Origin of the sequence: Candidatus Pelagadaptatus aseana (assembly GCF_040362265.1) — a bacterium.
GTDB lineage: Bacteria > Pseudomonadota > Gammaproteobacteria > Pseudomonadales > Cellvibrionaceae > Pelagadaptatus > Pelagadaptatus aseana.
In genome coordinates this window covers 1-23,217 of record NZ_BAABNJ010000014.1, presented here as the reverse complement: position 1 = coordinate 23,217, position 23,217 = coordinate 1, and the positions used below count along the sequence as shown (strand labels likewise).

Here is a 23,217-nt window from a genome sequence, read left to right as displayed (position 1 = left end):
GATGCCAGTGAATTGGTTGAGATGGTGACGGATACGCCTTTGTGTATAAGCCCTGCTAAAACCTCAATTAAGTCATCAGACAATATCAAATAAGGGCTCTGAATCAGTATCGACTCCTTGGCCGCCAATATGTCCGCTAGCAACCTGTCACTGGTGATGCTGCCCCCGCCCAAAGTAGAGAAATTATTTTTACCGGGGTGATCACTGATGAATTCGATATCCGCTACCGTGATTTTTCTCAGCGTTTCAGCAAAGGCTTCATCGTAACCATCAATAATTGCCCTGATCTCAGGCTCGAAATTCTCTGGGTCACTCGAATAGGCTCGCAACGCATGGTAGTGTGATTCGACATCCTTTGTCGAAATCTCCATATCAGCAAAGATATCGGATACAGGCATAGCAAACTCACTACCCCAAAACTCATTAAAGTTCTCTGACATGGCCGCAACAGGACTACCAACAACTAATGCGTCCCTATCTCTAAAATTGTAGTGATGATCGTAATCGAAGTACTCATCGGCCATATTACGGCCACCGGTGATCCCAACGACGCCATCAAAGATAGCGACCTTGTCATGCATACGCTGATTGATGCCGCGAAAATCCTTGAGGATATTGAACATTCGTCCAGCAGCGTTAGTGCCTACGTTGTAATTGGGGTTATAAATTTTGATTTGAACATTGGGGTGCGCGTCGAGAACAAGTATGGTTTTATTCTCGGCATCGATTAATAAGTCGTCTACAAGGACTCGAACCTGAACACCTCTATCCGCCGCGCTCAGCAGAGCTTCTCCAGCCAATATCCCAATATTGTCCGTACTCCAAATAAAGTACTGAACATCAATACTCTTAGTGCTTTGGCTGGTCAGCCACGCGCGAGCCATCAGGGCATCTTCACCATATTCCAAAAGATGAACACCCGCCTTCTCTTCGAATTGATGGGTCAGACGGTCAAATGGGCTTGGAGAGAGTTCGGAGTCGGCCGCCAAGCAAACAGCAGAAATAGCAAAGAAAATGACCGCGAGAAGGCCCTTACGGCAACGTCCTTGTAGAGATGTCATTTTGAGTGCTCCAGTGTCCCTGTTCCAGATAGAGGATAACGGCTTTAATTACTGATTCGTTATCCATCATCATCGCATGATTTACAGGCAAGACAAGATGCTCATTCATGCCGTCAATTTTGGTGCTTTCTATAGATACCTTGCCATCATCCTCACCTGGAATGAGGCCGGACAGAATCCAATTGATACTTCTGTTGCCTGCAATTACGCCCAGATCGAAATTCACAGCGCCTAATTGGTTGGGAACGCTGGTTTTACTAGTGCCTAACTGAAGCCCCGCTTGGCCATTGATCCATTCAAAGCCATAAAAACCTTCCAGCTCGTCTACCACTTCGGAGCCTTTGTTAGGAGGGCCTAACATAACGACTCGCTTCAGATTGGGGATGTGATTTAGGCTGGCATACTGGCGAACCAAAATGCCGCCCAACGAATGGGTTACGAAGTTGATATCCGAACCTTCCGGGCAGTGTTCCAAGGCCGGATCAATTGCAATCGGAGCCAACTCTTCGATTGGATAATCCCTGGAGGGGTAACCCTGGTTAACGGTTATGTACCCTTCTTGGCGCAAAGCCTGTTCTAGCTGATTCAGGGAAGCTGGTGATCGCAAGAGTCCGTGCAGAAGAATCACACAGGAAGCCTTCGCCCCTGCAGTAATAAAGAGCAGAGACAAAAGGGGATATACACGGATCAACTTTCAGCAGCCTGGATTGAAGAGTTTTGGGATTTAGGCAGTAATCGAATACCACAGGTTAAACACCCTGCGATCAAGAGAATAATCGCTGACCAGGCAAAGATGGATGTTGGATCCCCATTGAAGCCTTTTAGAGATGCTAAGGCGATTCCCAATCCTGACAAGCAAGCACCAAAGACCAATCGGAATGTTGAAAGTGTCGGCCCATCAGGTTTTGGTAGGCGCTCCAAAAACGACAAACCCAAAGCCAACGGAATCAAGAAGGCGGCCAAAACACCAATCCACAGAGGTCTACTGAGCCACCATCCTTCGGAGCCTGCAACCAAATTCATACCAAAGCCATCACTCAAATAAGACGCACCAAAGGCCAAAATCAAGATTGTCATGTGCCATAAATAAACGGTCATGATCATGGAGTTAACTAGCACAGTGAGCGACCAAGCTGTTCGGCCAGCTAAGAGCTTTTGCATGGGCTTTTGAATCGCGTGAAGCAAACCAAATTGAGCGATACCGAGAATGATCAAAGACACCTTGGGCGGCAACGAATTACTGACCGCTTTATCGGGTGAGCCTGCCATGGCCAGCGGGTATGGACCATTAAAAATGATGTAGCCCAAGATCCCGATAGCCGCTATGGCGATTGCCAACATCACAACGGGCTTACCCAACTTGCCGTCGAACCAGGCAAAACCAAGATGATGGACAGCCAGCCACACCCAGAAGTAGTTACTCCAGCTTGGCCACTTGATATCAAATTGAAAGAACAGCACATCCATTACTATGGCAAGGCCGATGAACACAGCCAAGGATGCCCAGCCGTAACGACGCCAAAACGCGTAACTGGCAGGAGCCAAGAGAACAATCATCGTATAGATGGCCAAAAACCAAGTAGGCACCAAGGCTGCTTTAGAGGCAAAGGTGATGGTTTCCGGTTGAGCGCCAACGATGTACATTATTACTGAAAGCAAAGCCCAAACGACCACCAACAACAGTAGTGGGGTCAACAAACGATGCAGTCGCCCAGATAGCCATTCACCGTATCTCTGATTTTTAGCTTTTGCACTTTCGATGGATATCGCATTGGAGTAACCGCCGACGATAAAGAAGATAGGCATAACCTGAAACAACCAGGTTAACCATTGGGTAGCGGGTATGGCGCTGAGTACATCAACGGGGACTAGTGCCCCAGTACTTTCATCAAATACGGCCGTAGCAATGAGCCAATGCCCAATAATCACAAAAAAGATTGATAGTGCTCTTAAGAAATCGACGTATCGATTACGATCAGCGGGCGTCTTATCCGCCATGGATTGAGCGGTAGTCCATATGCTCATTGTGTCCTCCAAAATTGTGATAACCCAGTCGGTGAATGGTGGTTTCCTTACTGAGCGGCCAAGTTTCTTAACAGTACCACATGTGTGAAGTGCGTCGCCCAGCAGTCAAATTTACAACTCAAACATATCGATTCGGCCACAAATGATGCAACCATTAATCAAAATAGGCTATATTTCTGGCCCACAGGCATCAAAAATTAAGCCTTTTGTGAGGAATGAATGGCTCAAGCAGCAGCACTACTAGGAACCTTAAAAAGGGAATTTAAGGCCCTCGGCATCACTTATAAGCAGATTGCCTCTCAACTGGATTTATCAGAGAACAGCATTAAGCGCCTATTTTCAGAGCAGAACACCTCCTTGGATAGGCTTGAGCAGTTGTGTGACATTGCCGGAATCAGCTTCACGGAGCTGGTGAAGAAAATGGAGCTCTCCCAAAGCAAGGTAGAGCAGCTGACTGTTGAGCAAGAAAAGACCATCGTCAGTGACCCTAAATTGCTGCTGGCCAGTATTTGTGTCCTTCATTACTGGTCATTCGATGATATCGTCAGTACCTACAAGATCAGTAAAACGGAATGTATACAGCTGATGGCTCAGTTAGATCGGCTGAAACTGATCGAACTGTTACCTCTTAACCGCATTCGCTTAAATGTCACGAGTAATTTCAGGTGGCGGGACGATGGCCCTGTTCAAAAGTATTTCCGAACAGAGGTACAGCAGGATTTCTTCCGCTCAAGCTTCACCAATGCGGGTGAGAAGCTCTCCTTCATGAGCGGTATGCTTTCACGCGAATCTCATAAACGCATTGAGAAGAAAATGGAGAACCTAGTCAGCGAGTTCAACGAACTTCAAACCGAGGACTCCAATCTCCCTCTAGATGATCGTTTTGGTAGCAGCCTTGTTCTTGCCATTCGCGCCTGGGAATTCAGTGTATTCAAAGAACTCCGGCGGGAGCCGAACGACAAAATCTTCTAAGTCTGACCCGCCTCAATCTTAAGCCTCTTATGGATTTGCTGGATACGAATCTGGTGATCACTCTGATCCACCGCTTCCAATCGGGCATCAAGGCTTTTACCTTCAAGTCTTGATGACATCTCCCCCCAGGCTTCGTCACAGTCTTCCTTGTACTCTTGAACGCCTACAAGCCTTGCATGAGTTTCTTTGAGCTGGCTAAAGTGCTGCGTCAATCCCACCTGCTTGGGCAGACTATGACCATTGATATGCAGGGCACGGGCGACTCTTAGCTCACGTCGATAGTTGGCAACTTCCAGAACGGCTTTATTCAAGGTGCCCTCTAACTTGAGAATTCGCCTCTCAATACCTGAGCAAGATTGAGCCAATTTTTCGAGAATCATCTCCTGATCCGCAATTTCCCGGACAACATCTTCAAGCAGGTCAGAGCTTTCTTCATCTGAGATTAATCGTCGCGCCTGCCCTTCTCGCTTTTGAATCAGCGCTTTCACGGTATCTGACTCACGAGCCAACTGTGATTTTGATGCCAGGAGCTCCGCCAGAGTCGTTTTGTGCATCAATATCGAACGCTCGATATCAACTATCTCCTGCTCCATAATTGTATGCCCATTCTTATCGATTATAACTTCAGCAGTCTCACGTACTGTGCCGCGAGTTATCGTTCCAAGCTTTTGGAGGATATTCATTATTTATCCCCCAACTCATTAATCATCTTGCTGGTTCTGGCCTCACTAACCTTATTGATCAGCCGATTTGACTCGTGCTCATCGCGCATGGTTTTAGCCAAAGTGATTGTTGAGCTGATTAGAAACAGGGAGCAAAGGGAGAAGTAGCCCTTTATCAACAGATCCGCAGGCATAAAGACAATACCAAGCGCGACCGCAACCAATGAAACTCCAAAACTCGCCTTAACAAAGAACATCCAGCCTGATGAATTACTTTGAATATCGTAGGGATCCATAACCGTCTCCTCAATGAATGTGAGGCAAGGTTAAATAAAATGGACAGAAGCTCAATTCAACTAACGATAGTCCAAGATTTTAGACCTTCAGGCATTATTTTTTTGAACTATTAAGACCCAATTAACAAAAACACTGAGATGAATGAGCCGGCTTGGAACTTGCCCATATTTTAGACAGCATGATCTTTTTGTTGAATTAAGTGCCATCAGTCCTAACTTTTGAAAGCTGTTTATGACACTCTGCCTGATCTTTTCAATAGTCGTTTATGTCAATTTTATCTTCTACTGTAAAACACTGTATTTTGAAAATATATTGAAAAAATAGTGAAAATAACTACAGCAACTCCGATAACTATCTGATTTTTAATTAATTACTGTTAATTCCAGATTAAACCCGATGCTCTCCCCCAGACGTCGGGTTTTTTTTATTTCTATTCAATCGCTTACATGAACTTTTTGATGACCCGAGGGACTAAAAGAGTTCATTCAATCGCCTCAGAATAGAAATCGTGTCTGCATCAATCATTAATCCGATCAAAAATATGACCCTGCTGGGGAAATCCATTGCTGTAGCTGGGGTACTTCTGGCAGGCCAAACTGCCCTTCACACCTGGGATATTGAAGACCGATTTTCTATGACCTGGCGCGAATGGTTCACACCAGCCAATGTGAAAAAAGAATCCGTCTGGCTCAACAACTATCAGCTCGAAGCTATGGCTGAAATCCCTGAAGTGCAAGATAACCTTTCCGGACTCACCTACAACCCAGAGACCGCCAGCTTCTGGGCAATATTGAACAGCCCACAGCGTTTGCTTGAACTGGATGAGAACTATCAGATTGTTCGGACAGTTACGTTAAAAAACTTTACTGATACCGAGGCACTGAGTTTTGCCGGAAATGGCCAAATGGTGATCGCCGATGAGCGAGATCAATCCATTGTCATTGCCGTTATTGATGATTACACCACTGAGCTGGACAAACACGAACTAAAAAGAGTCACCCTGAATACCGGAGGTGGCAACAATAAGGGGTTTGAAGGGATTGCGGTCAATAGCCGCGATGACATTATTTATGTGGTTCGTGAACGGGACCCCATGCGGCTGCTGACGGTCCATGGTCTACTGCAAGATGGCTCGGCACTTCGCATTGAAGAGCACCCGGAGATAAATGTAAACAAATTGCCCATTGATGACTTGTCTGGATTGTTTCTGGATGACATCACTGGAAACCTGTTATTGCTCAGCGATGAGTCGATGGTTTTGGCTGAAGTCACACCAGATGGCAAAACCATAAGCTATCTGGAGTTGGACTCGGGATTTCATGGCTTGACCACAGCGGTTCCACAGGCTGAAGGAATAGCGATTGGGCCCGATCGCAGTATTCATATAGTCAGCGAGCCCAATCTTATCTATCGCTTCGAGAGAAAGCTGTAATCAGGGTTTAAGGTATGGCATTGAGTATCTCGGCAATATTATCGTTGGTTGGATAACTGCCCTCAGTCCAGCCAAGGCGAACAATCACAGCCTGTTTTGACGGGATTATCATAACCACCTGCTTGCGGTTGCCCAGTGCCGCATAGCTGTCTTCAGGGAGATCAGGCCAGCGAAGTTGTTGGCCGCCTTGGTTCAACCAGAACTGATATCCATAACGCTGATCATTCTTTGAACGGTTAGGTTCAACTGCCCGCTTCACCCAATCCTTAGCAATAATCCTCTGGTCATTTAAACTGCCCCCGGCCAACATTAATTGCCCCATCCGAGCCCAGTCCCGGGCACTGGCATAAACGTAAGAGCTGCCGACATGAACGCCACTGGAGTCCAGTTCCATGGTGGTGTCTGCCATGGCGAGGGGTTGAAGCAGTCGCATGTGCAGGTAATTGATGGTTGTTTGGGTGTCCTCACCCAAACGATCGTGAATCAACCTTGATAACAGATTGCTGGTCCCAGACGAATAGGACCAATGTGTGCCCGGGGTAAATTCTGCTGCTGATTGCAGTGCATAATCAGAAGCGCTGTGGGCGGCGAACAGCATATTGGTTGCGTCCGCTCCGGGTTGGTAATCTTCCTTAAAATTGAGTCCGGAAGTCATGGTCATCAGGCTCCGGAGCGTAATCTGCTCTCTTTTGTCACCTTGCCAGGCGGCAAAGAGATTGGTTTCATCCGTAAGTATCTTCTGGTCGGCTTCGAGTGTGGCAATGGTTATGGCAGCAATGCTTTTGGCCATCGACCACCCCAGTAACTGGGTTTTATTGGTGATGTCCTGACCGTAGGACTCAGCCACCAGCCTTTCTTTATGGATAAGCGCCAAGGCTCGTGTATTAAGGCCCTGTTGGTTATCTCGGATCAAAATCTGATCCAGCAATTGTTGCAAATCCGTATCAATATCGGGTGTTGAATTACCCCGAGGCCAAGCTGATGGCAAATCCTGAACCGATGGCACGGTCAGGTTGTCCAAATGAGCGGTGTCGCCAATATTAAGACTGCATCCAATGCCCTTGCGATATTGGGCTTTTGTGGTTTTTAAACCCAAAAGAGAGGCACTGGCTTGTTGCCGTTGGTCGTCATAGTTCAATGACAGCAACGCCAACAACGGCGAGTAAGAAAGCAGATCTGCTCGAGCACGATCGACTGTGAAACCGGAGACGTAGCGAGCGGAACAAGCCAGTTTGGCACCCATGCCAGTCATCATGGCTGGAGCAGATGACAGATAGGTTTTTGCTGTCGGATTGAGCTGCACAGTGGCGGTCAATAGCAACAGAGCAATGAGGCCGACGACGGTCAGACGCTTAAACATGATTTTCCTTATTTTTATGGGGTTATATTCTGGGGATTAAGGTACCAATACCCCTTGAAAAACAAAAGGTTAAGCCTCATAAAAAGACTTTTACCGGGCCCTTTTTCTATGGTAAAAATGGAGCCAACAAACATCCAAGCATAATGGAGAATGAAATGCAGGAAATTTACACTCAGAGCCAGGAACAACAGGCTGTCGTATCCACAAACAAGGTATTGAAAAATACCTACATGTTGCTGGCCATGACCATGGCAGTCAGTGCGGTTGCCTGTGGTATTTCCATGGCCATGAACCTTGGGCACGGTGTGGCCTTAATTATGAATCTGGTAGCCATTGCATTGGTGTGGTTTGTACTGCCTAAAACCGCCAATTCCGCCAGCGGTATTTATGTAGTGTTCGCCTTTACCGCGTTACTGGGCGCTTCTTTGGGGCCAACCATCAATTACTATCTGCAAACTGCCAACGGCTCGCAGATCATCTTTCAGGCATTGGCCGGCACGGCGATGGTATTCTTTGCTCTGTCTGGCTACGTACTGACCACCAAAAAAGACTTCAGCTTTATGCGGGGCTTTTTGATGACCGGTTTGATTGTGGTGTTGCTGGCAGCAGTGGCCATGATCGTTGCGGGTTTCTTCGGTGTGCATATGCCAATGGCTCAGCTGGCACTCAGTGGTGCGATTGTTCTGCTGATGTCCGGTTTCATCCTGTACGACACCAGCCGCATTGTGAATGGTGGCGAGACCAACTACGTTATGGCCACCGTTTCTCTGTACCTGAACATTTACAATCTGTTTGTTAGTCTGCTGCACATTCTGGGTGCGGTCAGTGGTGACGACTAAAACGAGTATTACTCACTGATTAAACGAAGCCTCGCTTTCGCGGGGCTTTTTTTTGCCTGTATACTTCACCACTTTCCAACACCCTACCCGGTAATCACTTTGAATATCTCCCTACTAGTCACAGCCACTCCGGGTCCTGATACGGATTCAGCTTTGTCATTTGCGCGAGCCGTCATTGCTGAAGGGCATCAACTTTATCGGGTGTTTTTCTATGGGGATGCTACTTTGTGCGGCGGGATTGATGCGGCTTGTGCGCCACAGTGGCAAACCTTAGCAGCCAGTTCCGATGTTGATTTGGTGCTATGCAGTACTTCGGCGGATAAACGTGGCCTGTTTGGGAACATGGACGCTGTCCCTGAGACATTTAACGGTTTTACTGTGTCTGGACTTGGCCAGCTGGTTGATGCCGGTATTCAGTCAGATCGGCTGGTGACATTCAATTGATGGATATTCTCTATATCATTCGCAGTGAACCGGGTTCTGGTGCATTTAATGAGGCTGTGACGGCACTGCTGGGTTGTTCTTTGTTTGGCCAGAAGGTGGGCTACATCCTGACTGGAATGGCTGGACGCTGCGTGAGCGACCAAAGCAGCCCTCTGTCACAGGTAGTACTGATGGAATTGGCCCAGGGTTACCTGCACTCTCCCCAGCGGGCACCCAGTGCCTGTGTTTGGTCAGAGGCGATAAGGCCAATTTCCGATGGCGAGTTGCAGGACCTAATCTCTGAAGCTCGCCATGTCTTCAGTTTTTAGGATCCGATAATGGCGTTGCATATCATCAGTAACCCGAGTGCCTTGAGCCAATGTAATGGCTTGATCGCTGATACAGATTCGGTGCTATTCCGCGATTGTGATTCTGACTCAATTCATCCTGAAGACTGGCAAAAACTGCTGAAAATCGGTGCAAAACTCTATTGGCTGGATAAAAGCCCACCACCGAAGCGATACTCTGAAACGCAGTTTACTGTCGTAAACTTTTCCGGCTTCGTTAAATTGTGCACTGAACATGACAATTCCATCAGTTGGAATTGAACTCAGGCATCAGCCGATGTGAACAATGACAGTGCGGATTCCGGGATTGTGGCGATGTTCCCACAAATAAAGCCCCTGCCAACTCCCTAAAGCCAACTGCCCACCGATAATGGGAATGCCGATAGATACCGCAGTGAGAGCTGATTTAATATGCGCGGGCATATCATCAGCCCCTTCCAGGGTGTGCGTGTAGAGTGGATCATTTTCCGGTACGAGGCGGTTTAACCAGTTTTCAAGATCGTGCCTGGCAGAGGGGTCATAGCTTTCCTGAACCAGAAGGCTGGCCGAAGTATGCTGGATAAATACTGTGCAAAGGCCCTCGCTCATATCCGTCTGGGCAACACTTCGCTCGACCTGCCGAGTGATGTCGTGTAGTCCCTGCCCTGCAACGGATATGCTCAGCGAATCAATCACAGCACTCAGTCCGGCATACTCAGCGGCTGTGGGGAAATAATCACACCGTTGTTGTCCGCATAGAGGTATTGGCCTGGAACAAATGTGACGCCGCCAAAAGTGACGTCGACATTCAAATCACCCAGTCCACGCTTTTCTGTCTTCATTGGGTGAGTATTCAGGGCCTGTACCCCAAGATCCAATGCACCGATGGCATCAACGTCGCGAATGCAGCCATACATCAGAATGCCTTCCCAACCATTGGCAACCGCTTTTTCTGCCAGCATATCTCCCAGACAGGCTCGACGCATTGAGCCACCGGCATCCACAACCAGAACCTTGCCTTTGCCCGGCTGTGCCACCTGCTCTCTCACCAGTGAGTTGTCTTCAAAACACTTGATGGTAACAATTTCACCACCAAAGGAAGCTCTTCCGCCATAATTGTTGAACATGGGCTCAACAACACTGACCAGATCCGGGTATTCGTCGCATAAATCGGGGGTTAGGTATTCCAAGATTGACTCCTGAGGGTTACAAGCAGATTTTGAAGCCCCGCAATATAACCAGCAGCATGATGTCTGTCTAGCTGATAGCCAGCAAAGTGGAAGACCTGTGACGGTTAATTACTGCTCGCAGCTATAAAGGTCTCGCCCTGCCACATAGTACTGACAGAGCTGGAAACCGCATCCATCAATAGCGCGATATTGCGCGTGTCCGCCAAGGTATCCTGTATTTTTTCTGGCAACAGCTGCTCGATATCAAGTAGCACTTGTGAAACCTCGAGCATGCCTTTTCGGTGCAGTTCGCGGAGACCCGAATCCAGTTTGCCCAGTTCACTGCCAGCAGCAAGCCAATAGAGTGGAATCTCAAGTTGTGCCAACTCATGCCACAGGTTGATACCCATGGCCTCCCCTCGAATACCGGGCCATGCGCTTTCTTTGAGTAGCTGTTTCAACAGGTGACTGTTTTCAATTTCTGGCCCTCGCTGCAAATTCTGCGTGGGGGTTAATTGCAGAGGGCCTGACAGCCAGTTGGACAGTGGCAGCTTGGCTCTGAACTCTGAAACAAATGGGCTGCCGATGCCGGTGACATGGGTTACGGTTTCCCGCTTCAGTGCGCCGCAGCCGAGTGCCAGCAATAAAGCCCCTGCTCCCTCGCCATAGCCAACCCATGAGGGTTTGGTTCCGGTCTTCTCCGTTACAAACGCATTGACGGCCGGTATGTCATATCTGGCGCAGTCGTCCAAGGTGTTTCGTTCAAATGCCTGATTTTGGGGGGACATACCATGTCCTCGCTGCTCCATTAACCAGACATCAAATCCCTGCGAAATAAGCTCGTTGACCAACTGACAGTTGGTTTCTGAAAACCAGAGGCGGCGATTTTGATAACAGCCGTGTAAAAGAATCAAGGCTGGCTTCAGGCGCGGACTACTTGCCGTTTTGGCACGCATCCACCAACTGTTTTTGGGAGGTTCCTGAGGCGTTGAAGCGGGAAGAGGAGAAAGATGTGTTACCGCAATCTGTACGGATTTATCGGTGCTATTCTGCGGTTTGATGGAATACACATCTTCAGCCAGTGAGCCGACCACTTCGGCGCTGGCCAATTGGACGGGGAAAAGTCGGCTACTGCTTTTCATACCAAAAGCTCCCTACTACAACTTGATTTACAGGGTTGAATTATATGTCACAGTGCTAATTCAGTCTGTTCAAACCCTGTTCAATCAGTCATGACTGTTAAACTATTTGTGACTGAAAACCGGCCGTCGTTATTGCTTTAATTGTTTTTTGCTTAAAGCGAATAAAAAACAAACGAAAAAATTAAGTGCATGTATTGCAGAAGGTTTCCCGGTAAAATGGCGCCGTTTTGCGACTTTCGGAGTCTTACAGACATCAACACCGTGAAAGCCTACAGCATTAAGACCACTTTCTTATGACACTGCGCCGCGTCTCTATTTGTTATCAGGAAAACAGCCAGGTTTATTTCGAAGCCATCCGAGATTTGGCTTGGCCCGTCTGGCTCGACAGTGGCAAACCCAGGCAAAGCCGGGGGCGATTTGATTTCATCAGCGCAGCCCCATCCACACAAGTAGACAGTGATGCTCTGGGGCCGAATGAATTCTGGATTCAATTGCAACAAGCCCTTGATCTTAACAAGACTACCCAAGATTCCGATTTGCCGTTTTGTGGCGGTGCCATTGGGTATATCGGTTATGACTTGGGGCGTTTCAATCAGACCCAGCCCAAAACCATTGATGCCGACTTTGATATCCCCGATGCATTGATGGGCATCTATGACTGGGTTTTGATACAGGATCACGATCGTCAGCAATCGGTACTGGTGGCTCAGGCCAGTGTTCCTGAAGATGTCTTTTCCGATTTGATCAGCCGTTTTACAAACCCAATACCAATAAAAACGACTGGCAATTTTGAATTGAAGGGCGTACAGCCACAAATCTCGGAGCAGAGACACCTGCAATCTGTTGAGAAAATCAAGGATTACATACTGGCCGGTGACTGTTATCAGGTTAACCTCGCCCAGCGCTTTGATATGAACTACCAAGGCGACTGTTATGCCGCTTATCTGGCGTTAAGAGAGGCACTGCCCTCTCAGTATTCATGTTATATGGAGACGGACAATGCCGTGCTGCTGTCACTGTCTCCCGAATGTTTTCTAAGTGCCGACAGATTCGGGCACATCACCACCAAACCCATCAAGGGTACCCTGCCCAGAGGGGAAACCCCCGCGCAGGATCAACAACTGGCCAAAACTCTGCTGACAAGTGAAAAAGACCGGGCTGAAAACCTGATGATCGTCGACCTGCTTCGCAACGATCTCAGTAAGATATGTGCGCCCCACTCGGTCCAGACACAGAAATTGTTTGAATTGGAAAGTTACGCCAATGTACATCATCTGGTGAGTACCATTACCGGGCAAAAATTAGCGGATGTTTCGGCAACGGATCTGCTTAAAGCCTGCTTTCCCGGCGGCTCTATCACCGGAGCCCCCAAGAAAAGAGCCATGGAAATTATTGAAGAACTTGAGGCCAGTCGCCGATCTGTGTATTGCGGCAGTATCGGCTATATCGGTTTTGATGGAGCGCTGGATATGAACATCGCCATCCGTACCTTGATCGCGGATGACAATAAGCTCTATTGCTGGGGTGGCGGCGGCATTGTGGCCGATTCCAGCCCAGCCGGTGAGTACGAGGAGTCGTTGAATAAAATCGGTATCTTGATTGAGACGCTGAAGCGGAAATTCAGTCGAGTTGAGCTGTAACAATAACCACCCTGAAAATCAGGGTGGTTATTATCCGATTACAAACTCAGATTACGCACACTGGCCTTGATAAATTCTTGTTTCAAATCTTCGTAGGTGTGAACGGCCGGATACTGTGGAAATTCTTCAATCACATTCTGCGGGGCATGAAACAGAATGCCGGCATCCGCTTCTGCCAGCATGGTGGTGTCGTTGTATGAATCACCGGCGGCAATGGTTCTGTAGTAAAGCGACTTCAAAGCAACGATAGACTGACGCTTGGGGTTGGCCTGACGAATGTTGTAATCGGTGATTTTGCCCGAGTCATCAACGGTCAGCTTATGACACAACAAGGTTGGATAGCCCAATTGTTTCATCAGTGGGCCGGCGAACTCGTAAAAGGTGTCAGACAAAATGATGACCTGAAAGCGCTCTCTCAACCAATCAATAAAATCTTTGGCGCCTTCGAGCGGGCTCAGGGTTGCAATCACTTCCTGAATTTCATTGAGACCCAGATTGTGCTTTTCCAGCTCGGCAAGGCGCATGGTCATCAGCTCGTCGTAGCAAGGGATATCACGGGTTGTGGCCTTGAGGGCTTCAATTCCGGTTTTTTCAGCAAAGTTAATCCAGATTTCTGGAATCAGAACCCCTTCAAGGTCAAGGCAAGCCAGTTCCACAGATGCACTCCTAAAATAAATGGTGATGGTTAATTTTGCAGGCAATCTACCCTGTTGTCTGAGTGCACGCAAGCCATGTGTGACAGCACTGTCAAGCAGCAGATTCACGTGAAACTCGTGATAAAAAACTTTAGCTTGGCACTATATAAGATTGAATTCGGCAGAATTTTGTTTGTAAAGCAGCCTCTGTGACTGTTTAGTAATCAGTGGTTAGCCGGATAATTGATTGGTTTCATGGTAAATCGGGATAGCTTCAGGATGGCCTAACAATTGGTTATAACTGTATTGCTCTTGTTTATTTTTATGTTATCAAAAGGTCTGCTATTCTCCGCCCCCTCAGACATATCGGTTAATACAAGGTATCACTATGAGCGGCCAACTGCTTAATACCGTCGATCTAGACGCCAAGCTGCAGGACCAGACTCCTCAGCAAATTCTGGAATTCGCTCTGGGCGAATTTGATAATATAGCCCTGTCTTTCAGCGGCGCAGAAGATGTTGTTCTGGTTGATATGGCCCATAAGATTCGACCGGATATTGAAGTGTTCTGCTTGGATACCGGTCGCTTGCACGCCGAAACCTACCAGTTTATTGAACAGGTGCGGAAACGCTACAACCTCAATATTGAAGTATTGAGCCCCAACGGTGAGGCTGTTCGTAAACTGGTGACGGAAAAAGGCCTCTACAGCTTCTATGAAGATAACCATCAGGAGTGCTGTGGTATCCGTAAAATCACACCATTGCGCAACAAGCTGCTGGAAGTGGACGCCTGGATTACCGGCCAGCGCAAAGACCAGAGCCCGGGTACCCGCGCACAGATTCCAGTCATCCAGAATGATAAGGCGTTTGCCCGCCCGGAAGAAACTTTGACCAAGTTCAACCCTTTGGCTAACTGGAGTTCAAAACAGGTTTGGGATTACATTCGTTATAACGATGTTCCCTACAACGCGCTCCATGATCAGGGTTACATCAGCATTGGTTGCGAGCCCTGTACCCGCCCTGTCGGGCCTAACCAGCACGAGCGTGAAGGTCGCTGGTGGTGGGAAGCAGCAACCAAAAAAGAATGTGGTCTGCACCAGACCAATATAGAATCCTGATAGCGAGCATCAGGCTCAGGGGAGAATTATGAAGATTACACTGGTAAAGAAAATTCTGGCTGATGGCACACCCTGTAAGAAATGTGCCGATGTTCTGGAAAAGCTGGAAACTAACGATCAGATGCAGTTCATCGATGAGGTACTGACCGCTGACGAGCGGGATTCAGACAGTGCTGGTATGCAATTGGCGGCCAAACTCAATGTAGAGCGTGCACCGTTTTTCGTGGTTGAAGAAGATGGCAAAGAGCCTGTGGTCTATACGGTTTACTTCAAATTCGCCAAGGAAATCCTCAATCAGAAGACTTCTGAGGCGGAAGAAGTTCAGGAAATCATGAACGATAATCCGGATTTGGACTTTATCTGATTTATGCCCGGTGGCCGGCGATGCTGGCCACTCTTATCCCCTCTCCTGTTCGACCCTCACTTACGTCTTCTAGCCTCTGGTCATTCTAAAACTGGTGACTTCGTTACTGGCGGCAGAAACCTGACAATATATTTTGGCGTCATAATTGGATTTTGAATAAAAGCTGCCCGGCTTTTCGACTACTTCAAGATCAATCACAACAAAATGAGCATTCTTGTCCTGCTGGTAACGGCTCGAATGTGAATCAACATTGATGTTACGCACTTTGTAAGGTACTGCCTGCCCGATTTGGTCCCTACAGGTAAAAAAAGCATCACTGAGTTCGTATAGCTGTCGCTCTGAAATCGCACCCACAACGATGTTGTTTGAGGTGCTTCTTCCGGCTTCGCCAGCCCAATAAAGAGTCGCCATCACGGTCATGGATACAACGCCAACACCTGAAATCAGGGTCGTTATCAATTCTGCTCGGGTCATCATACTCACTACCTCCTACTTACAGAGGCAGTTTAGTAACAGAAGGCGCACAAAACCGTTAAATGGTGCAAGTTTTTAGACATTGGCTGGTGTCATTGGGTAGAAGACCAAGACACCAGTCACAGACTTAATAGACGGGAAGCTCCAGATGGGAGAAAAGCTCCTCCAGCTCCGCTTTGGAGTGGCAGCTCAAAGCCTGAGAAACAATGTCTTTGGTCAGATGAGGGGCAAACAATTCGATAAATTCGTACATATAGCCCCGTAAGAAAGTGCCTCTACGGAAACCAATCTTGGTGATGCTTGACTGGAACAGATGGCTGGCATCGAGCGATACCAGATCACTATCAAGCTCGGGGTCGTGTGCCATGGACGCGACAATACCAATGCCTAACCCCAGGCGCACATAGGTTTTAATGACATCGGCATCGGCTGCAGTGAACACCACTTTGGGCGCCAAACCCTTCTCTATAAAGGCTTCGTCCAGTTTTGAGCGTCCGGTAAAACCGAATACATAAGTGACAATCGGATGCTCTGCCACATCCTCCAGTGATAACTGGGAAACCTGACACAAGGGGTGATCCTTTGGCACAATAATGGATCGATTCCAGCGATAACAGGGCATCATAATCAGATCACTGAACAGCTCCAGCGCTTCGGTTGCAATGGCGAAATCGACGGTACCATCGGCAGCCATTTCTGAAATCTGCATCGGCGTTCCCTGGTGCATGTGCAGTGACACCTCGGGATAGCGCCCTATAAACGTCTGGATTACATCGGGTAAGGCGTAGCGGGCCTGCGTGTGGGTTGTGGCGAGAGCGAGGCTGCCCTTCTTCTCATTGCTGAACTCCTGTGCCACCTGTTTAATGCTTTCAACCTTGCGCAAAATTTCGCCGGCAGTTTTTAGAATGGCCTCACCGGCGGGAGTGATTCGGGTCAGGTGTTTGCCGCTACGGGAGAAGACCTCAACGCCAAGTTCGTCTTCCAGTAGCCGTATCTGCTTGCTGATGCCGGGTTGCGACGTATACAGACTTTGGGCCGTCGCGGAAACATTCAGGTCGTGGTGTGCTACTTCCCAAATGTAGCGAAGCTGCTGCAGCTTCATAAAACCTCCAAGGTTGAATATCAGTTTTAGATTATAAAAATATGCAAAAATATTCTTTTCCAGAATAGTTAGGAATGCGTATATTTGCCAAGCTTTTCAAAGCTTTTTCTTCTTAAAAATTTCTTGCCCGGTACGACAATAATCTCTATGGAAATCCTGCTCTACATACTGTCCGGAGCTGCAGTCGGCCTGGCAATTGGTATTACCGGTGTCGGTGGCGGTTCACTGATGACGCCACTGCTGATTCTCATGGGATTTCCCTACCATATCGCGATCGGTACCGATCTCCTCTACGCGGCTATTACCAAAGCCGCGGGCGTGGCAGCTCACCACCGCCAGAGAACGATTCGCTGGGATATTGTTTTCTATCTGGGGGCCGGCAGTATTCCAGCCTCCCTTCTCACCGCTTTTTTGCTCGACCGAGTTTTTACCGGCGCCGATGACTATGGCCCTCTGCTGACCTCCAGTCTTGGGTTTATGCTTATCTTTACCGCGCTTGTATTAATCTTTAAAGACAGGATTCAGGGTAATTCCAACCCCGGTGAAACCAAGGGATTCATGCAGTCCCACTCAAAACCTCTCACTGTGTTTATGGGGGTCTTTCTTGGGGTCTTTGTCACACTGACATCGGTCGGTGCCGGGGCCATCGGTACCGCTATTCTGCTGGTACTCTATCCTCGCCTGAAGGCGTTGAATATTGTCGGAACCGATATTGCTCATGCAGTACCTCTGACCTTGATTGCCGGCCTGGGGCACCTGATTTTTCTGGGTAATGTAGACTTCCTGTTACTGGCCTGCCTGCTGGTCGGTTCATTGCCTGCGGTGCATGTTGGAACCAAAATTGGCGCACGTTTACCCAGTAACGTTTTGAGGCCCATTCTGGCCCTGATTCTAATGGTATTGGGCGCCAAATTTGCTCTATTCTGATTCCGTCTCCGAATTGTTGATATTGGGTTGCTCATTGGCAACCCCATGGGGTACATGACCTGTGGCAACATGATTACGTGCCGATTCGCAGTGACTTTGCTGGTCATCAAAGAAGACATCGGCCCCATAGGCTTTCAGAAACTCGCCTTTACTGAGTCCGCCCAGAAACAGGGATTCGTCAATGCGGATATCCCACGCGCGCAAGGTTCGGATAACCCGCTCATGCGCCGGTGCTGAGCGCGCGGTAACCAATGCTGTACGAATGGGACTACTGTCCCCTTCAAATTCTTTCTGCAAGCCTTGTAAGGCCCCAAGGAACGCTTTAAATGGTCCACCACTCATGGGGGTCATGGCAGCGGCCTTTTCTTTTTCTGCGAATGCCTGTAAGCCCTGTTCTTTATAGACGCGCTCGGATTCGTCAGAAAACAATACCGCGTCGCCGTCAAAGGCAAAGCGCAGTTCATCGTTGCTGTGGCTCTGGCTGGTCGAGGCCATCAGAGTCGCTGCAGCCACACCGTTATCCAGGGCGTCGCGAACGTCCTGAGCATCGGTAGACAGAAACAAATGACACCCAAATGGCGCCACGTAGCGATATGGACTTTCGCCACCACAGAAAGCTGCCCGGGAAATAGATAAGCCATAGTGCTCTATGGAATTGAAGACCCGCAGCCCGGTATCGGCACTGTTGCGCGACAGCAATATGACCTCAACCCGGGGTTGGCCCTCAAGCCGCTCATTAATGGCCAGCAGCTTTTTGACCATGGCAAAGGCTTCGCCGGGTTTCAGTAAATCGTTTTCATGGTCTATCTGGTAGTGGGAATAGGCTTCCAGACCATCCTGTTCAAACACCGTATGGCTATCCCCCAGATCAAACAGCGCCCGGGAGGATATCGCTACTACCAGCTTGTCACCAAAACCTTTGGTCATAGAAGTCCGCCTTAACCTTATGGATTCTGTGCAAAATGATCTTTAGTAAGTTTGGCCACCAAACCGGACAGCAGCAATAAGCCTATCAGGTTGGGCACTGCCATCATGCCATTGAGAATATCGGCAACCAGCCAAACGGCATCGAGATCAGTCACCGCACCGATGCCAACAGCAATCACCCAGAGAACCCTGTAAGGAACAATCACCCGGGTACCAAGCAGATATTCAGCACAGCGTTCTCCGTAGTAACTCCAGCCCAGGATCGTGGTAAAAGCAAAGACACAGAGTCCGAGAGAGATGATGACATCACCGAATGGCAAGGTACTGGCAAAGGCCGCCTGGGACATGGCAGCGCCTTTGGCTTCACCCGACCAGACGCCTGTGACAACAATGGCCAGCCCGGTAATGGAGCAAATAATGAGCGTATCGATAAAGGTTCCCAGCATGGCAATAGTACCTTGCCTGACGGGACTGTCGGTTTTGGCTGCGGCATGGGCAATGGGGGCACTGCCGAGACCGGCCTCATTGGAAAACACACCCCGTGCAACACCAAATTGAATGGCCAGCATCACCGCAGTTCCGGCGGCACCGCCACCCACGGCTTCCGAGGAAAAGGCGCTAACAAACACCAGCACAATGGCATCAGGCAGAGCTCCGGCATTGAGGATCAGGACCAGCAGGCCTGCGACGATGTAAAGTACCGCCATGGATGGTACCAATCGGGTAGCCACTTCGGAAATTCTGCGAATACCACCCAGCAATACCAGTCCTACCAGAATCATCATCACCACAGCGGTGATTTTGGCATCAACATCAAAGGTGTTATTCAGGGCAGACGCAACCGAGTTGGCCTGAACACTGTTGCCGATACCAAATCCGGCAAAGGCGGCAAACACAGCAAATAAAGCGCCCAGCCAGCCCCACTTGGGTCCAAGACCATTGCGAATGTAGTACATGGGGCCGCCAACATGGTCGCCCTTGTCATCGGTTTCGCGAAAATGGACGGCACACACCGCTTCAGAATATTTTGTGGCCATGCCCACCAGGGCACTGCACCACATCCAGAACAACGCACCGGGCCCACCAAGACCGATAGCCGTGGCAACACCGGCAATATTTCCGGTACCTATGGTGGCAGACAATGACGTCATCAGCGCGCCGAAGGGCGTAATATCACCCTCCCCTTGGCCTTGCCTACCCTTAAATAATTGTTTGAAGCCGTAGCCGATTTTAAGGATCGGCATCCCGCCCAAACGCACCATTAACAGCGCGCCAGTCCCCAAAATCAACAACAACATGTAGGGGCCCCACACCAGGCCACTGATTTGACTTAAAAGCTCCATGTCGACACCTTATTCTGCGTTATGTTTATGGTGAAAATATTTGTAACAGTAATTATTGATCCGTGTACTCGGCCGTAAACTTGTGACGATACGGAAACACGCCAAATGTGCCTCCGGTGTGCACAAACACAATGGCATTAGAGTCACGGAAACGACCGCTGCGAATTTCCTGCACAAGGCCATGAAATGCTTTGCCGGTGTAGACCGGGTCCAGCAGGATCCCTTCGGTTTTAGCCAGCCAGGCGATGGTTGCAAACACTTCGGGCCCGGCTTTGGCGTACCCGGGGCCAATATACTTGTCGTCTACAAGTATTTCGAGCTGATTTAAATCCAGCTCAACACCACTGTGTTGTTGCCATTGCTGGATATCGGCTCTGACCTTTTGCTGGAAATAGGCTTCATCATCACAGACTGCCATACCGATAACCTGACATGGTAAGCCATGAATGTGGGCACCCAGAGTCAATCCCGCCTGAGTACCCGCTGAACCGGTGGCGCAAACAATATGGGATGGCCTCAGACCTTCACGACTCAGATCCTGTTTAAGCTCTGCTGCGGCATTGAGATACCCCCAAAGACCAATGCCATCGCTGGCCCCAACGGGAATAATAAATGGTTGATGCCCCTGTTTTCTGAGCTGCTCGGCCTTTTGCTGCATCAGTTCAGGCAGGCGACGGTGATCCTCCGATGCATTCAATACCGTGATATCAGCACCCAGCAAATTATCGAGTAAAAAATTACCGTCGATATCATCAGCCGGGCCACGCAGCAGTAAAACCACTTTCAACCCGAGTTGAGCGCCAACCGCGGCTGTGGCCCGACAGTGATTTGACTGCAGGCCTCCACAGGTAATAAGGGTGTCACAGCCTTCAGCTTGTGCCTGAGCGACGGTGTATTCCAGCTTGCGAACCTTGTTGCCAGAGAGCAAAGAGCCGGTCATATCATCCCGTTTTATCCAGATATCAATTCCCAGATTTTCTGAAACTCTCGGCAAGAACTGTAAGGGCGTTGGCGTCTGCGCCAGTTTAATGCGGGGAGGATTGGGCAAAGGCATACAAGTAATCCGTTAATTGATCCCTTCAATAGAAGCACAAAAAGAAAAGGCAGCAAAATTTGCTGCCTTTCACACAAGCCTGACGCTATGTCATTAAATGGACTTGATGGTGCCCTTTGGCAAAACAGCGTGCACGGCAATCTTCTGAAATTTCAGTACGATGTCGTTACCGGTTTCAAGTACCAGATAGGTATCATCCACTTTAACAACCTTGCCCAGCATGCCGCTGCTCATAACGACTTCATCACCTTTGTTGATGGAGCCAACCAGCTCGTCGTGCTCTTTTTGGCGCTTGCGCTGAGGGCGAATAATAAACAGGTACATAAAGACGAACAGGCCGCCAAACATAACCAGGGTTACCATTGGGTTGGCTTCAGGGGCAGGAGCAGAAGCTTGAGCCATAGCGGCAGGAATAAAGAATCCCATTAATTTTCCTTTTCTGTATCAAAGTGTTAGCGAGAACCGAACTCTACCCTTTTTAAAAACGGCAGGCAATGATCTCAAGCAGGGTTGGTCTGGAACGTGAATGGAAGTTTTCGATACAAAAATTCGATACAAAAAAAGCCCCGAAAGAAGGGGCTTTTAGAAGATCGACCGATTACTGCAGAATCAGACGTAATCGCGGAACAATTTACGGAAAGTATTGGGTGACAGACCTGTCCAGCGCTTAAAGGCCAGAGTGAAACTGGTCCTATCCGAGAAATCCAGCATGGCTGACAGACGATCAATACTCAGCTCATTGGCAACCAATAGCGGCAACACATAATTAAATCGTGCACGATCACGCAGCTCAGTAAAACTCAACCCTTGTTGCTGCAAACGGCGCTGTAAAGTACGTTTGGAAATATTCAGATCAGCAGCGATGTGGGTAGCGGATAAGCCGCTTGAACCGACACGCTGTGTCAGTGAATCCATAACCCGCGCGGCTATGCCTGTGAGCTCAGGCAGCTGTGCCGCCTCAAGATAATCTTTATAGGCGATTATCTTGTCTTCATAGGGCCCTTCTTCCGAGCCGTTATACATCAGTTGTTCGTGCAGCTGCGCCACAAAGACACCTCTTTACTCTGCTATTACTTTCTCAGCTTTTGCGATTGGATCTGGTTGTTCCATGAACGAAGTGAGGACTGTGGTCATGGTCAAACCTCAAGGATGCCATATTCTGATAAAATTCTCCAATCGCACCCATTGCCGGAATCAAAGTTCTTTGAGCACGGATATCACATCATCGTGGTGTGTTTTGGTCTTGAATTTGTCCAAAACACATTTCAGGCGGCCATCCATTCCGATAATGAAGGTTGTGCGAAGAATTCCCATAAATTCACGGCCCATAAACTTTTTCAGCCCCCATACGCCGTATTTCTCAGCAATAGCATGGTCTTCATCCGAGAGTAGATCAAAATTAAGCTGCTGCTTGTCAATAAACTTCTGCAATCGTGGGTATGGGTCCGGACTGACACCTAATACTACGGTATCCAGCTCATCAAAAATGTCGATGCTGTCACGAATTCCGCACGCCTGTGTGGTACAGCCGGGTGTCATCGCTTTTGGATAAAAGTATAGGACCACATTTTTCTTATCGCGGTAGTCTTTGAGACTGACTTTTTCACCGTCTTGCTTTTGCAGCGTAAAGGCAGGCGCCATATTGCCAATTTTGGGGTAGCTCACAGGTAACCTCGGTGTTTGAGTTGTTTTTACGTTTCTCGACTAACACGAGAAAATACAGGCAAAAAAAAGCGCGGACAAGCCGCGCTTTTCTCGGTCGAACCGTGAATTAAGAAGGCAGCAGATCTTTAACTGCGTCACGCTCTTCTTTCAGCTCGGTTTCGGTAGCAGCCATCTTGCCTTTAGAGAAGTCATTCAGCTCGATACCTTGAACAATGGTCCAGTCGCCGTCTTTACAGGTACATGGGTAGCCGTAGATCAGGC

The 23,217-nt window shown here is 48.6% G+C and carries 28 protein-coding genes and 1 pseudogene; 10 read left to right on the top strand and 19 right to left on the bottom strand.

What is annotated here, in order from left to right; genetic code table 11:
• From ACPXV9_RS15590 to ACPXV9_RS15580, 3 genes are all read right to left on the bottom strand, one after another.
• Window positions 1-1,061: phospholipase D-like domain-containing protein (locus ACPXV9_RS15590; protein WP_423898982.1), on the bottom strand; the 1,061-nt coding region annotated here is incomplete at its 3' end.
• Entirely contained in the window at window positions 1,033-1,689 is a 657-nt protein-coding gene (locus tag ACPXV9_RS15585; protein WP_423898981.1) for an esterase/lipase family protein, read from the bottom strand. The genes ACPXV9_RS15590 and ACPXV9_RS15585, both read right to left, overlap by 29 nt.
• 59 nt (window positions 1,690-1,748) lie before the next feature.
• Window positions 1,749-3,086, bottom strand: coding sequence for an acyltransferase family protein (locus tag ACPXV9_RS15580; RefSeq protein ID WP_423898979.1), 1,338 nt, complete (start codon window positions 3,084-3,086; stop codon window positions 1,749-1,751).
• Between the two features lie 219 nt (window positions 3,087-3,305).
• On the opposite strand from ACPXV9_RS15580, the gene ACPXV9_RS15575 reads away from it, so the two are divergent.
• Window positions 3,306-4,058, top strand: coding sequence for a helix-turn-helix domain-containing protein (locus ACPXV9_RS15575; protein WP_423898977.1), 753 nt, complete (start codon window positions 3,306-3,308; stop codon window positions 4,056-4,058).
• Here the strand turns inward: ACPXV9_RS15575 and ACPXV9_RS15570 are convergent.
• Window positions 4,055-4,741 carry a PspA/IM30 family protein gene (locus ACPXV9_RS15570; protein WP_423898975.1) on the bottom strand — a complete coding sequence of 229 codons (687 nt, stop codon included), beginning with the start codon at window positions 4,739-4,741 and terminating at the stop codon, window positions 4,055-4,057. The genes ACPXV9_RS15575 and ACPXV9_RS15570 overlap by 4 nt on opposite strands.
• Complete coding sequence (locus ACPXV9_RS15565) at window positions 4,741-5,016, bottom strand: YiaA/YiaB family inner membrane protein (protein ID WP_423898973.1); 276 nt, start codon at window positions 5,014-5,016, stop codon at window positions 4,741-4,743. The genes ACPXV9_RS15570 and ACPXV9_RS15565 overlap by 1 nt, the downstream gene beginning before the upstream one ends.
• Window positions 5,017-5,525: 509 nt before the next feature.
• Between ACPXV9_RS15565 and ACPXV9_RS15560 the strand changes: the two genes are divergently transcribed.
• Complete coding sequence (locus tag ACPXV9_RS15560) at window positions 5,526-6,449, top strand: SdiA-regulated domain-containing protein (RefSeq protein ID WP_423898972.1); 924 nt, start codon at window positions 5,526-5,528, stop codon at window positions 6,447-6,449.
• 7 nt (window positions 6,450-6,456) lie between these two features.
• Here the strand turns inward: ACPXV9_RS15560 and ACPXV9_RS15555 are convergent, their stop codons facing one another.
• A complete protein-coding gene (locus tag ACPXV9_RS15555) occupies window positions 6,457-7,809 on the bottom strand; it encodes a serine hydrolase domain-containing protein (RefSeq protein ID WP_423898970.1) in 1,353 nt (450 codons plus the stop codon).
• A gap of 155 nt (window positions 7,810-7,964) precedes the next feature.
• Here ACPXV9_RS15555 and ACPXV9_RS15550 point away from each other — a divergent pair, with 155 nt between their 5' ends.
• The 4 genes from ACPXV9_RS15550 to ACPXV9_RS15535 all read left to right on the top strand — a co-directional run bounded on the left by ACPXV9_RS15550 (window position 7,965) and on the right by ACPXV9_RS15535 (window position 9,679).
• Window positions 7,965-8,648, top strand: coding sequence for a Bax inhibitor-1/YccA family protein (locus tag ACPXV9_RS15550; RefSeq protein WP_423898969.1), 684 nt, complete (start codon window positions 7,965-7,967; stop codon window positions 8,646-8,648).
• 99 nt (window positions 8,649-8,747) lie between these two features.
• Complete coding sequence (locus tag ACPXV9_RS15545) at window positions 8,748-9,092, top strand: DsrE/DsrF/TusD sulfur relay family protein (RefSeq protein WP_423898968.1); 345 nt, start codon at window positions 8,748-8,750, stop codon at window positions 9,090-9,092.
• Window positions 9,092-9,400, top strand: coding sequence for a hypothetical protein (locus tag ACPXV9_RS15540; RefSeq protein ID WP_423898966.1), 309 nt, complete (start codon window positions 9,092-9,094; stop codon window positions 9,398-9,400). Before ACPXV9_RS15545 ends, ACPXV9_RS15540 begins: the two co-directional genes overlap by 1 nt.
• Before the next feature lie 9 nt (window positions 9,401-9,409).
• On the top strand, window positions 9,410-9,679 hold the full coding sequence (locus ACPXV9_RS15535; RefSeq protein ID WP_423898964.1) for a hypothetical protein: 270 nt from the start codon (window positions 9,410-9,412) through the stop codon (window positions 9,677-9,679).
• A 9-nt stretch (window positions 9,680-9,688) separates the two neighbouring features.
• Here ACPXV9_RS15535 and ACPXV9_RS15530 read toward each other — a convergent pair whose 3' ends face one another.
• From ACPXV9_RS15530 to ACPXV9_RS15520, 3 genes are all read right to left on the bottom strand, one after another.
• On the bottom strand, window positions 9,689-10,093 hold the full coding sequence (locus ACPXV9_RS15530; RefSeq protein ID WP_423898962.1) for a secondary thiamine-phosphate synthase enzyme YjbQ: 405 nt from the start codon (window positions 10,091-10,093) through the stop codon (window positions 9,689-9,691).
• A gap of 5 nt (window positions 10,094-10,098) precedes the next feature.
• A complete protein-coding gene (rraA, locus tag ACPXV9_RS15525; protein ID WP_423898960.1) occupies window positions 10,099-10,587 on the bottom strand; it encodes a ribonuclease E activity regulator RraA in 489 nt (162 codons plus the stop codon).
• 104 nt (window positions 10,588-10,691) lie between these two features.
• The gene (locus ACPXV9_RS15520; RefSeq protein ID WP_423898959.1) at window positions 10,692-11,708 is read right to left on the bottom strand and encodes an alpha/beta hydrolase; all 1,017 of its coding nucleotides are present in this window, start codon (window positions 11,706-11,708) and stop codon (window positions 10,692-10,694) included.
• A gap of 293 nt (window positions 11,709-12,001) precedes the next feature.
• Here ACPXV9_RS15520 and pabB point away from each other — a divergent pair, with 293 nt between their 5' ends.
• Window positions 12,002-13,348 carry an aminodeoxychorismate synthase component I gene (gene pabB / locus ACPXV9_RS15515; RefSeq protein WP_423898957.1) on the top strand — a complete coding sequence of 449 codons (1,347 nt, stop codon included), beginning with the start codon at window positions 12,002-12,004 and terminating at the stop codon, window positions 13,346-13,348.
• 38 nt (window positions 13,349-13,386) lie between these two features.
• On the opposite strand, the gene thrH is transcribed toward pabB, so the two are convergent.
• Window positions 13,387-14,004: a bifunctional phosphoserine phosphatase/homoserine phosphotransferase ThrH gene (thrH, locus tag ACPXV9_RS15510; RefSeq protein ID WP_423898956.1), complete on the bottom strand. Its 618-nt coding sequence runs from the start codon at window positions 14,002-14,004 to the stop codon at window positions 13,387-13,389.
• A gap of 367 nt (window positions 14,005-14,371) precedes the next feature.
• Between thrH and ACPXV9_RS15505 the strand changes: the two genes are divergently transcribed.
• On the top strand, window positions 14,372-15,100 hold the full coding sequence (locus ACPXV9_RS15505) for a phosphoadenylyl-sulfate reductase (protein WP_423898954.1): 729 nt from the start codon (window positions 14,372-14,374) through the stop codon (window positions 15,098-15,100).
• A 28-nt stretch (window positions 15,101-15,128) separates the two neighbouring features.
• Window positions 15,129-15,464, top strand: a complete 336-nt coding sequence (locus ACPXV9_RS15500) for a hypothetical protein (protein WP_423898953.1) — start codon at window positions 15,129-15,131, stop codon at window positions 15,462-15,464.
• Between the two features lie 69 nt (window positions 15,465-15,533).
• On the opposite strand, the gene ACPXV9_RS15495 is transcribed toward ACPXV9_RS15500, so the two are convergent.
• Together ACPXV9_RS15495 and cysB are read right to left on the bottom strand one after the other, a co-directional pair.
• Window positions 15,534-15,941 carry a hypothetical protein gene (locus ACPXV9_RS15495; protein ID WP_423898951.1) on the bottom strand — a complete coding sequence of 136 codons (408 nt, stop codon included), beginning with the start codon at window positions 15,939-15,941 and terminating at the stop codon, window positions 15,534-15,536.
• Window positions 15,942-16,065: 124 nt separating this feature from the next.
• Window positions 16,066-17,040 (bottom strand): HTH-type transcriptional regulator CysB, encoded by a 975-nt coding sequence (cysB, locus tag ACPXV9_RS15490; RefSeq protein WP_423898949.1) that lies wholly within the window; start codon window positions 17,038-17,040, stop codon window positions 16,066-16,068.
• 147 nt (window positions 17,041-17,187) lie between these two features.
• Between cysB and ACPXV9_RS15485 the strand changes: the two genes are divergently transcribed.
• Window positions 17,188-17,967, top strand: a complete 780-nt coding sequence (locus ACPXV9_RS15485; RefSeq protein ID WP_423898947.1) for a sulfite exporter TauE/SafE family protein — start codon at window positions 17,188-17,190, stop codon at window positions 17,965-17,967.
• On the opposite strand, the gene ACPXV9_RS15480 is transcribed toward ACPXV9_RS15485, so the two are convergent.
• The 7 genes and pseudogenes from ACPXV9_RS15480 to ACPXV9_RS15450 all read right to left on the bottom strand — a co-directional run.
• Window positions 17,959-18,894: a 5'-nucleotidase gene (locus tag ACPXV9_RS15480; protein WP_423898946.1), complete on the bottom strand. Its 936-nt coding sequence runs from the start codon at window positions 18,892-18,894 to the stop codon at window positions 17,959-17,961. The genes ACPXV9_RS15485 and ACPXV9_RS15480 overlap by 9 nt on opposite strands.
• A gap of 17 nt (window positions 18,895-18,911) precedes the next feature.
• Window positions 18,912-20,237, bottom strand: coding sequence for an alanine/glycine:cation symporter family protein (locus ACPXV9_RS15475; protein WP_423898945.1), 1,326 nt, complete (start codon window positions 20,235-20,237; stop codon window positions 18,912-18,914).
• A gap of 52 nt (window positions 20,238-20,289) precedes the next feature.
• Window positions 20,290-21,291 carry a D-cysteine desulfhydrase family protein gene (locus ACPXV9_RS15470; RefSeq protein WP_423898943.1) on the bottom strand — a complete coding sequence of 334 codons (1,002 nt, stop codon included), beginning with the start codon at window positions 21,289-21,291 and terminating at the stop codon, window positions 20,290-20,292.
• 93 nt (window positions 21,292-21,384) lie between these two features.
• The gene (yajC, locus tag ACPXV9_RS15465; protein WP_423898941.1) at window positions 21,385-21,717 is read right to left on the bottom strand and encodes a preprotein translocase subunit YajC; all 333 of its coding nucleotides are present in this window, start codon (window positions 21,715-21,717) and stop codon (window positions 21,385-21,387) included.
• A 183-nt stretch (window positions 21,718-21,900) separates the two neighbouring features.
• The gene (locus ACPXV9_RS15460) at window positions 21,901-22,338 is read right to left on the bottom strand and encodes a helix-turn-helix domain-containing protein (protein ID WP_423898939.1); all 438 of its coding nucleotides are present in this window, start codon (window positions 22,336-22,338) and stop codon (window positions 21,901-21,903) included.
• Between the two features lie 147 nt (window positions 22,339-22,485).
• Window positions 22,486-22,956 carry a thioredoxin-dependent thiol peroxidase gene (gene bcp / locus ACPXV9_RS15455; protein ID WP_423898936.1) on the bottom strand — a complete coding sequence of 157 codons (471 nt, stop codon included), beginning with the start codon at window positions 22,954-22,956 and terminating at the stop codon, window positions 22,486-22,488.
• A 106-nt stretch (window positions 22,957-23,062) separates the two neighbouring features.
• Window positions 23,063-23,217: pseudogene (locus ACPXV9_RS15450) on the bottom strand (malate dehydrogenase); the annotation flags it as partial.

What these genes read in the sequence shown, in the direction of transcription:
- ACPXV9_RS15500 (WP_423898953.1), top strand. Translation starts at nt 15,129, where the DNA reads ATGAAGATTACACTGGTAAAGAAAATTCTGGCTGATGGCACACCCTGT.
- ACPXV9_RS15480 (WP_423898946.1), bottom strand. Translation starts at nt 18,894, where the DNA reads ATGACCAAAGGTTTTGGTGACAAGCTGGTAGTAGCGATATCCTCCCGG.
- cysB (WP_423898949.1), bottom strand. Translation starts at nt 17,040, where the DNA reads ATGAAGCTGCAGCAGCTTCGCTACATTTGGGAAGTAGCACACCACGAC.
- ACPXV9_RS15570 (WP_423898975.1), bottom strand. Translation starts at nt 4,741, where the DNA reads ATGAATATCCTCCAAAAGCTTGGAACGATAACTCGCGGCACAGTACGT.
- ACPXV9_RS15555 (WP_423898970.1), bottom strand. Translation starts at nt 7,809, where the DNA reads ATGTTTAAGCGTCTGACCGTCGTCGGCCTCATTGCTCTGTTGCTATTG.
- yajC (WP_423898941.1), bottom strand. Translation starts at nt 21,717, where the DNA reads ATGGGATTCTTTATTCCTGCCGCTATGGCTCAAGCTTCTGCTCCTGCC.
- ACPXV9_RS15575 (WP_423898977.1), top strand. Translation starts at nt 3,306, where the DNA reads ATGGCTCAAGCAGCAGCACTACTAGGAACCTTAAAAAGGGAATTTAAG.
- ACPXV9_RS15485 (WP_423898947.1), top strand. Translation starts at nt 17,188, where the DNA reads ATGGAAATCCTGCTCTACATACTGTCCGGAGCTGCAGTCGGCCTGGCA.
- ACPXV9_RS15520 (WP_423898959.1), bottom strand. Translation starts at nt 11,708, where the DNA reads ATGAAAAGCAGTAGCCGACTTTTCCCCGTCCAATTGGCCAGCGCCGAA.
- ACPXV9_RS15470 (WP_423898943.1), bottom strand. Translation starts at nt 21,291, where the DNA reads ATGCCTTTGCCCAATCCTCCCCGCATTAAACTGGCGCAGACGCCAACG.
- ACPXV9_RS15550 (WP_423898969.1), top strand. Translation starts at nt 7,965, where the DNA reads ATGCAGGAAATTTACACTCAGAGCCAGGAACAACAGGCTGTCGTATCC.
- ACPXV9_RS15505 (WP_423898954.1), top strand. Translation starts at nt 14,372, where the DNA reads ATGAGCGGCCAACTGCTTAATACCGTCGATCTAGACGCCAAGCTGCAG.
- ACPXV9_RS15535 (WP_423898964.1), top strand. Translation starts at nt 9,410, where the DNA reads ATGGCGTTGCATATCATCAGTAACCCGAGTGCCTTGAGCCAATGTAAT.
- pabB (WP_423898957.1), top strand. Translation starts at nt 12,002, where the DNA reads ATGACACTGCGCCGCGTCTCTATTTGTTATCAGGAAAACAGCCAGGTT.
- ACPXV9_RS15565 (WP_423898973.1), bottom strand. Translation starts at nt 5,016, where the DNA reads ATGGATCCCTACGATATTCAAAGTAATTCATCAGGCTGGATGTTCTTT.
- ACPXV9_RS15540 (WP_423898966.1), top strand. Translation starts at nt 9,092, where the DNA reads ATGGATATTCTCTATATCATTCGCAGTGAACCGGGTTCTGGTGCATTT.
- ACPXV9_RS15495 (WP_423898951.1), bottom strand. Translation starts at nt 15,941, where the DNA reads ATGATGACCCGAGCAGAATTGATAACGACCCTGATTTCAGGTGTTGGC.
- ACPXV9_RS15580 (WP_423898979.1), bottom strand. Translation starts at nt 3,086, where the DNA reads ATGAGCATATGGACTACCGCTCAATCCATGGCGGATAAGACGCCCGCT.
- ACPXV9_RS15475 (WP_423898945.1), bottom strand. Translation starts at nt 20,237, where the DNA reads ATGGAGCTTTTAAGTCAAATCAGTGGCCTGGTGTGGGGCCCCTACATG.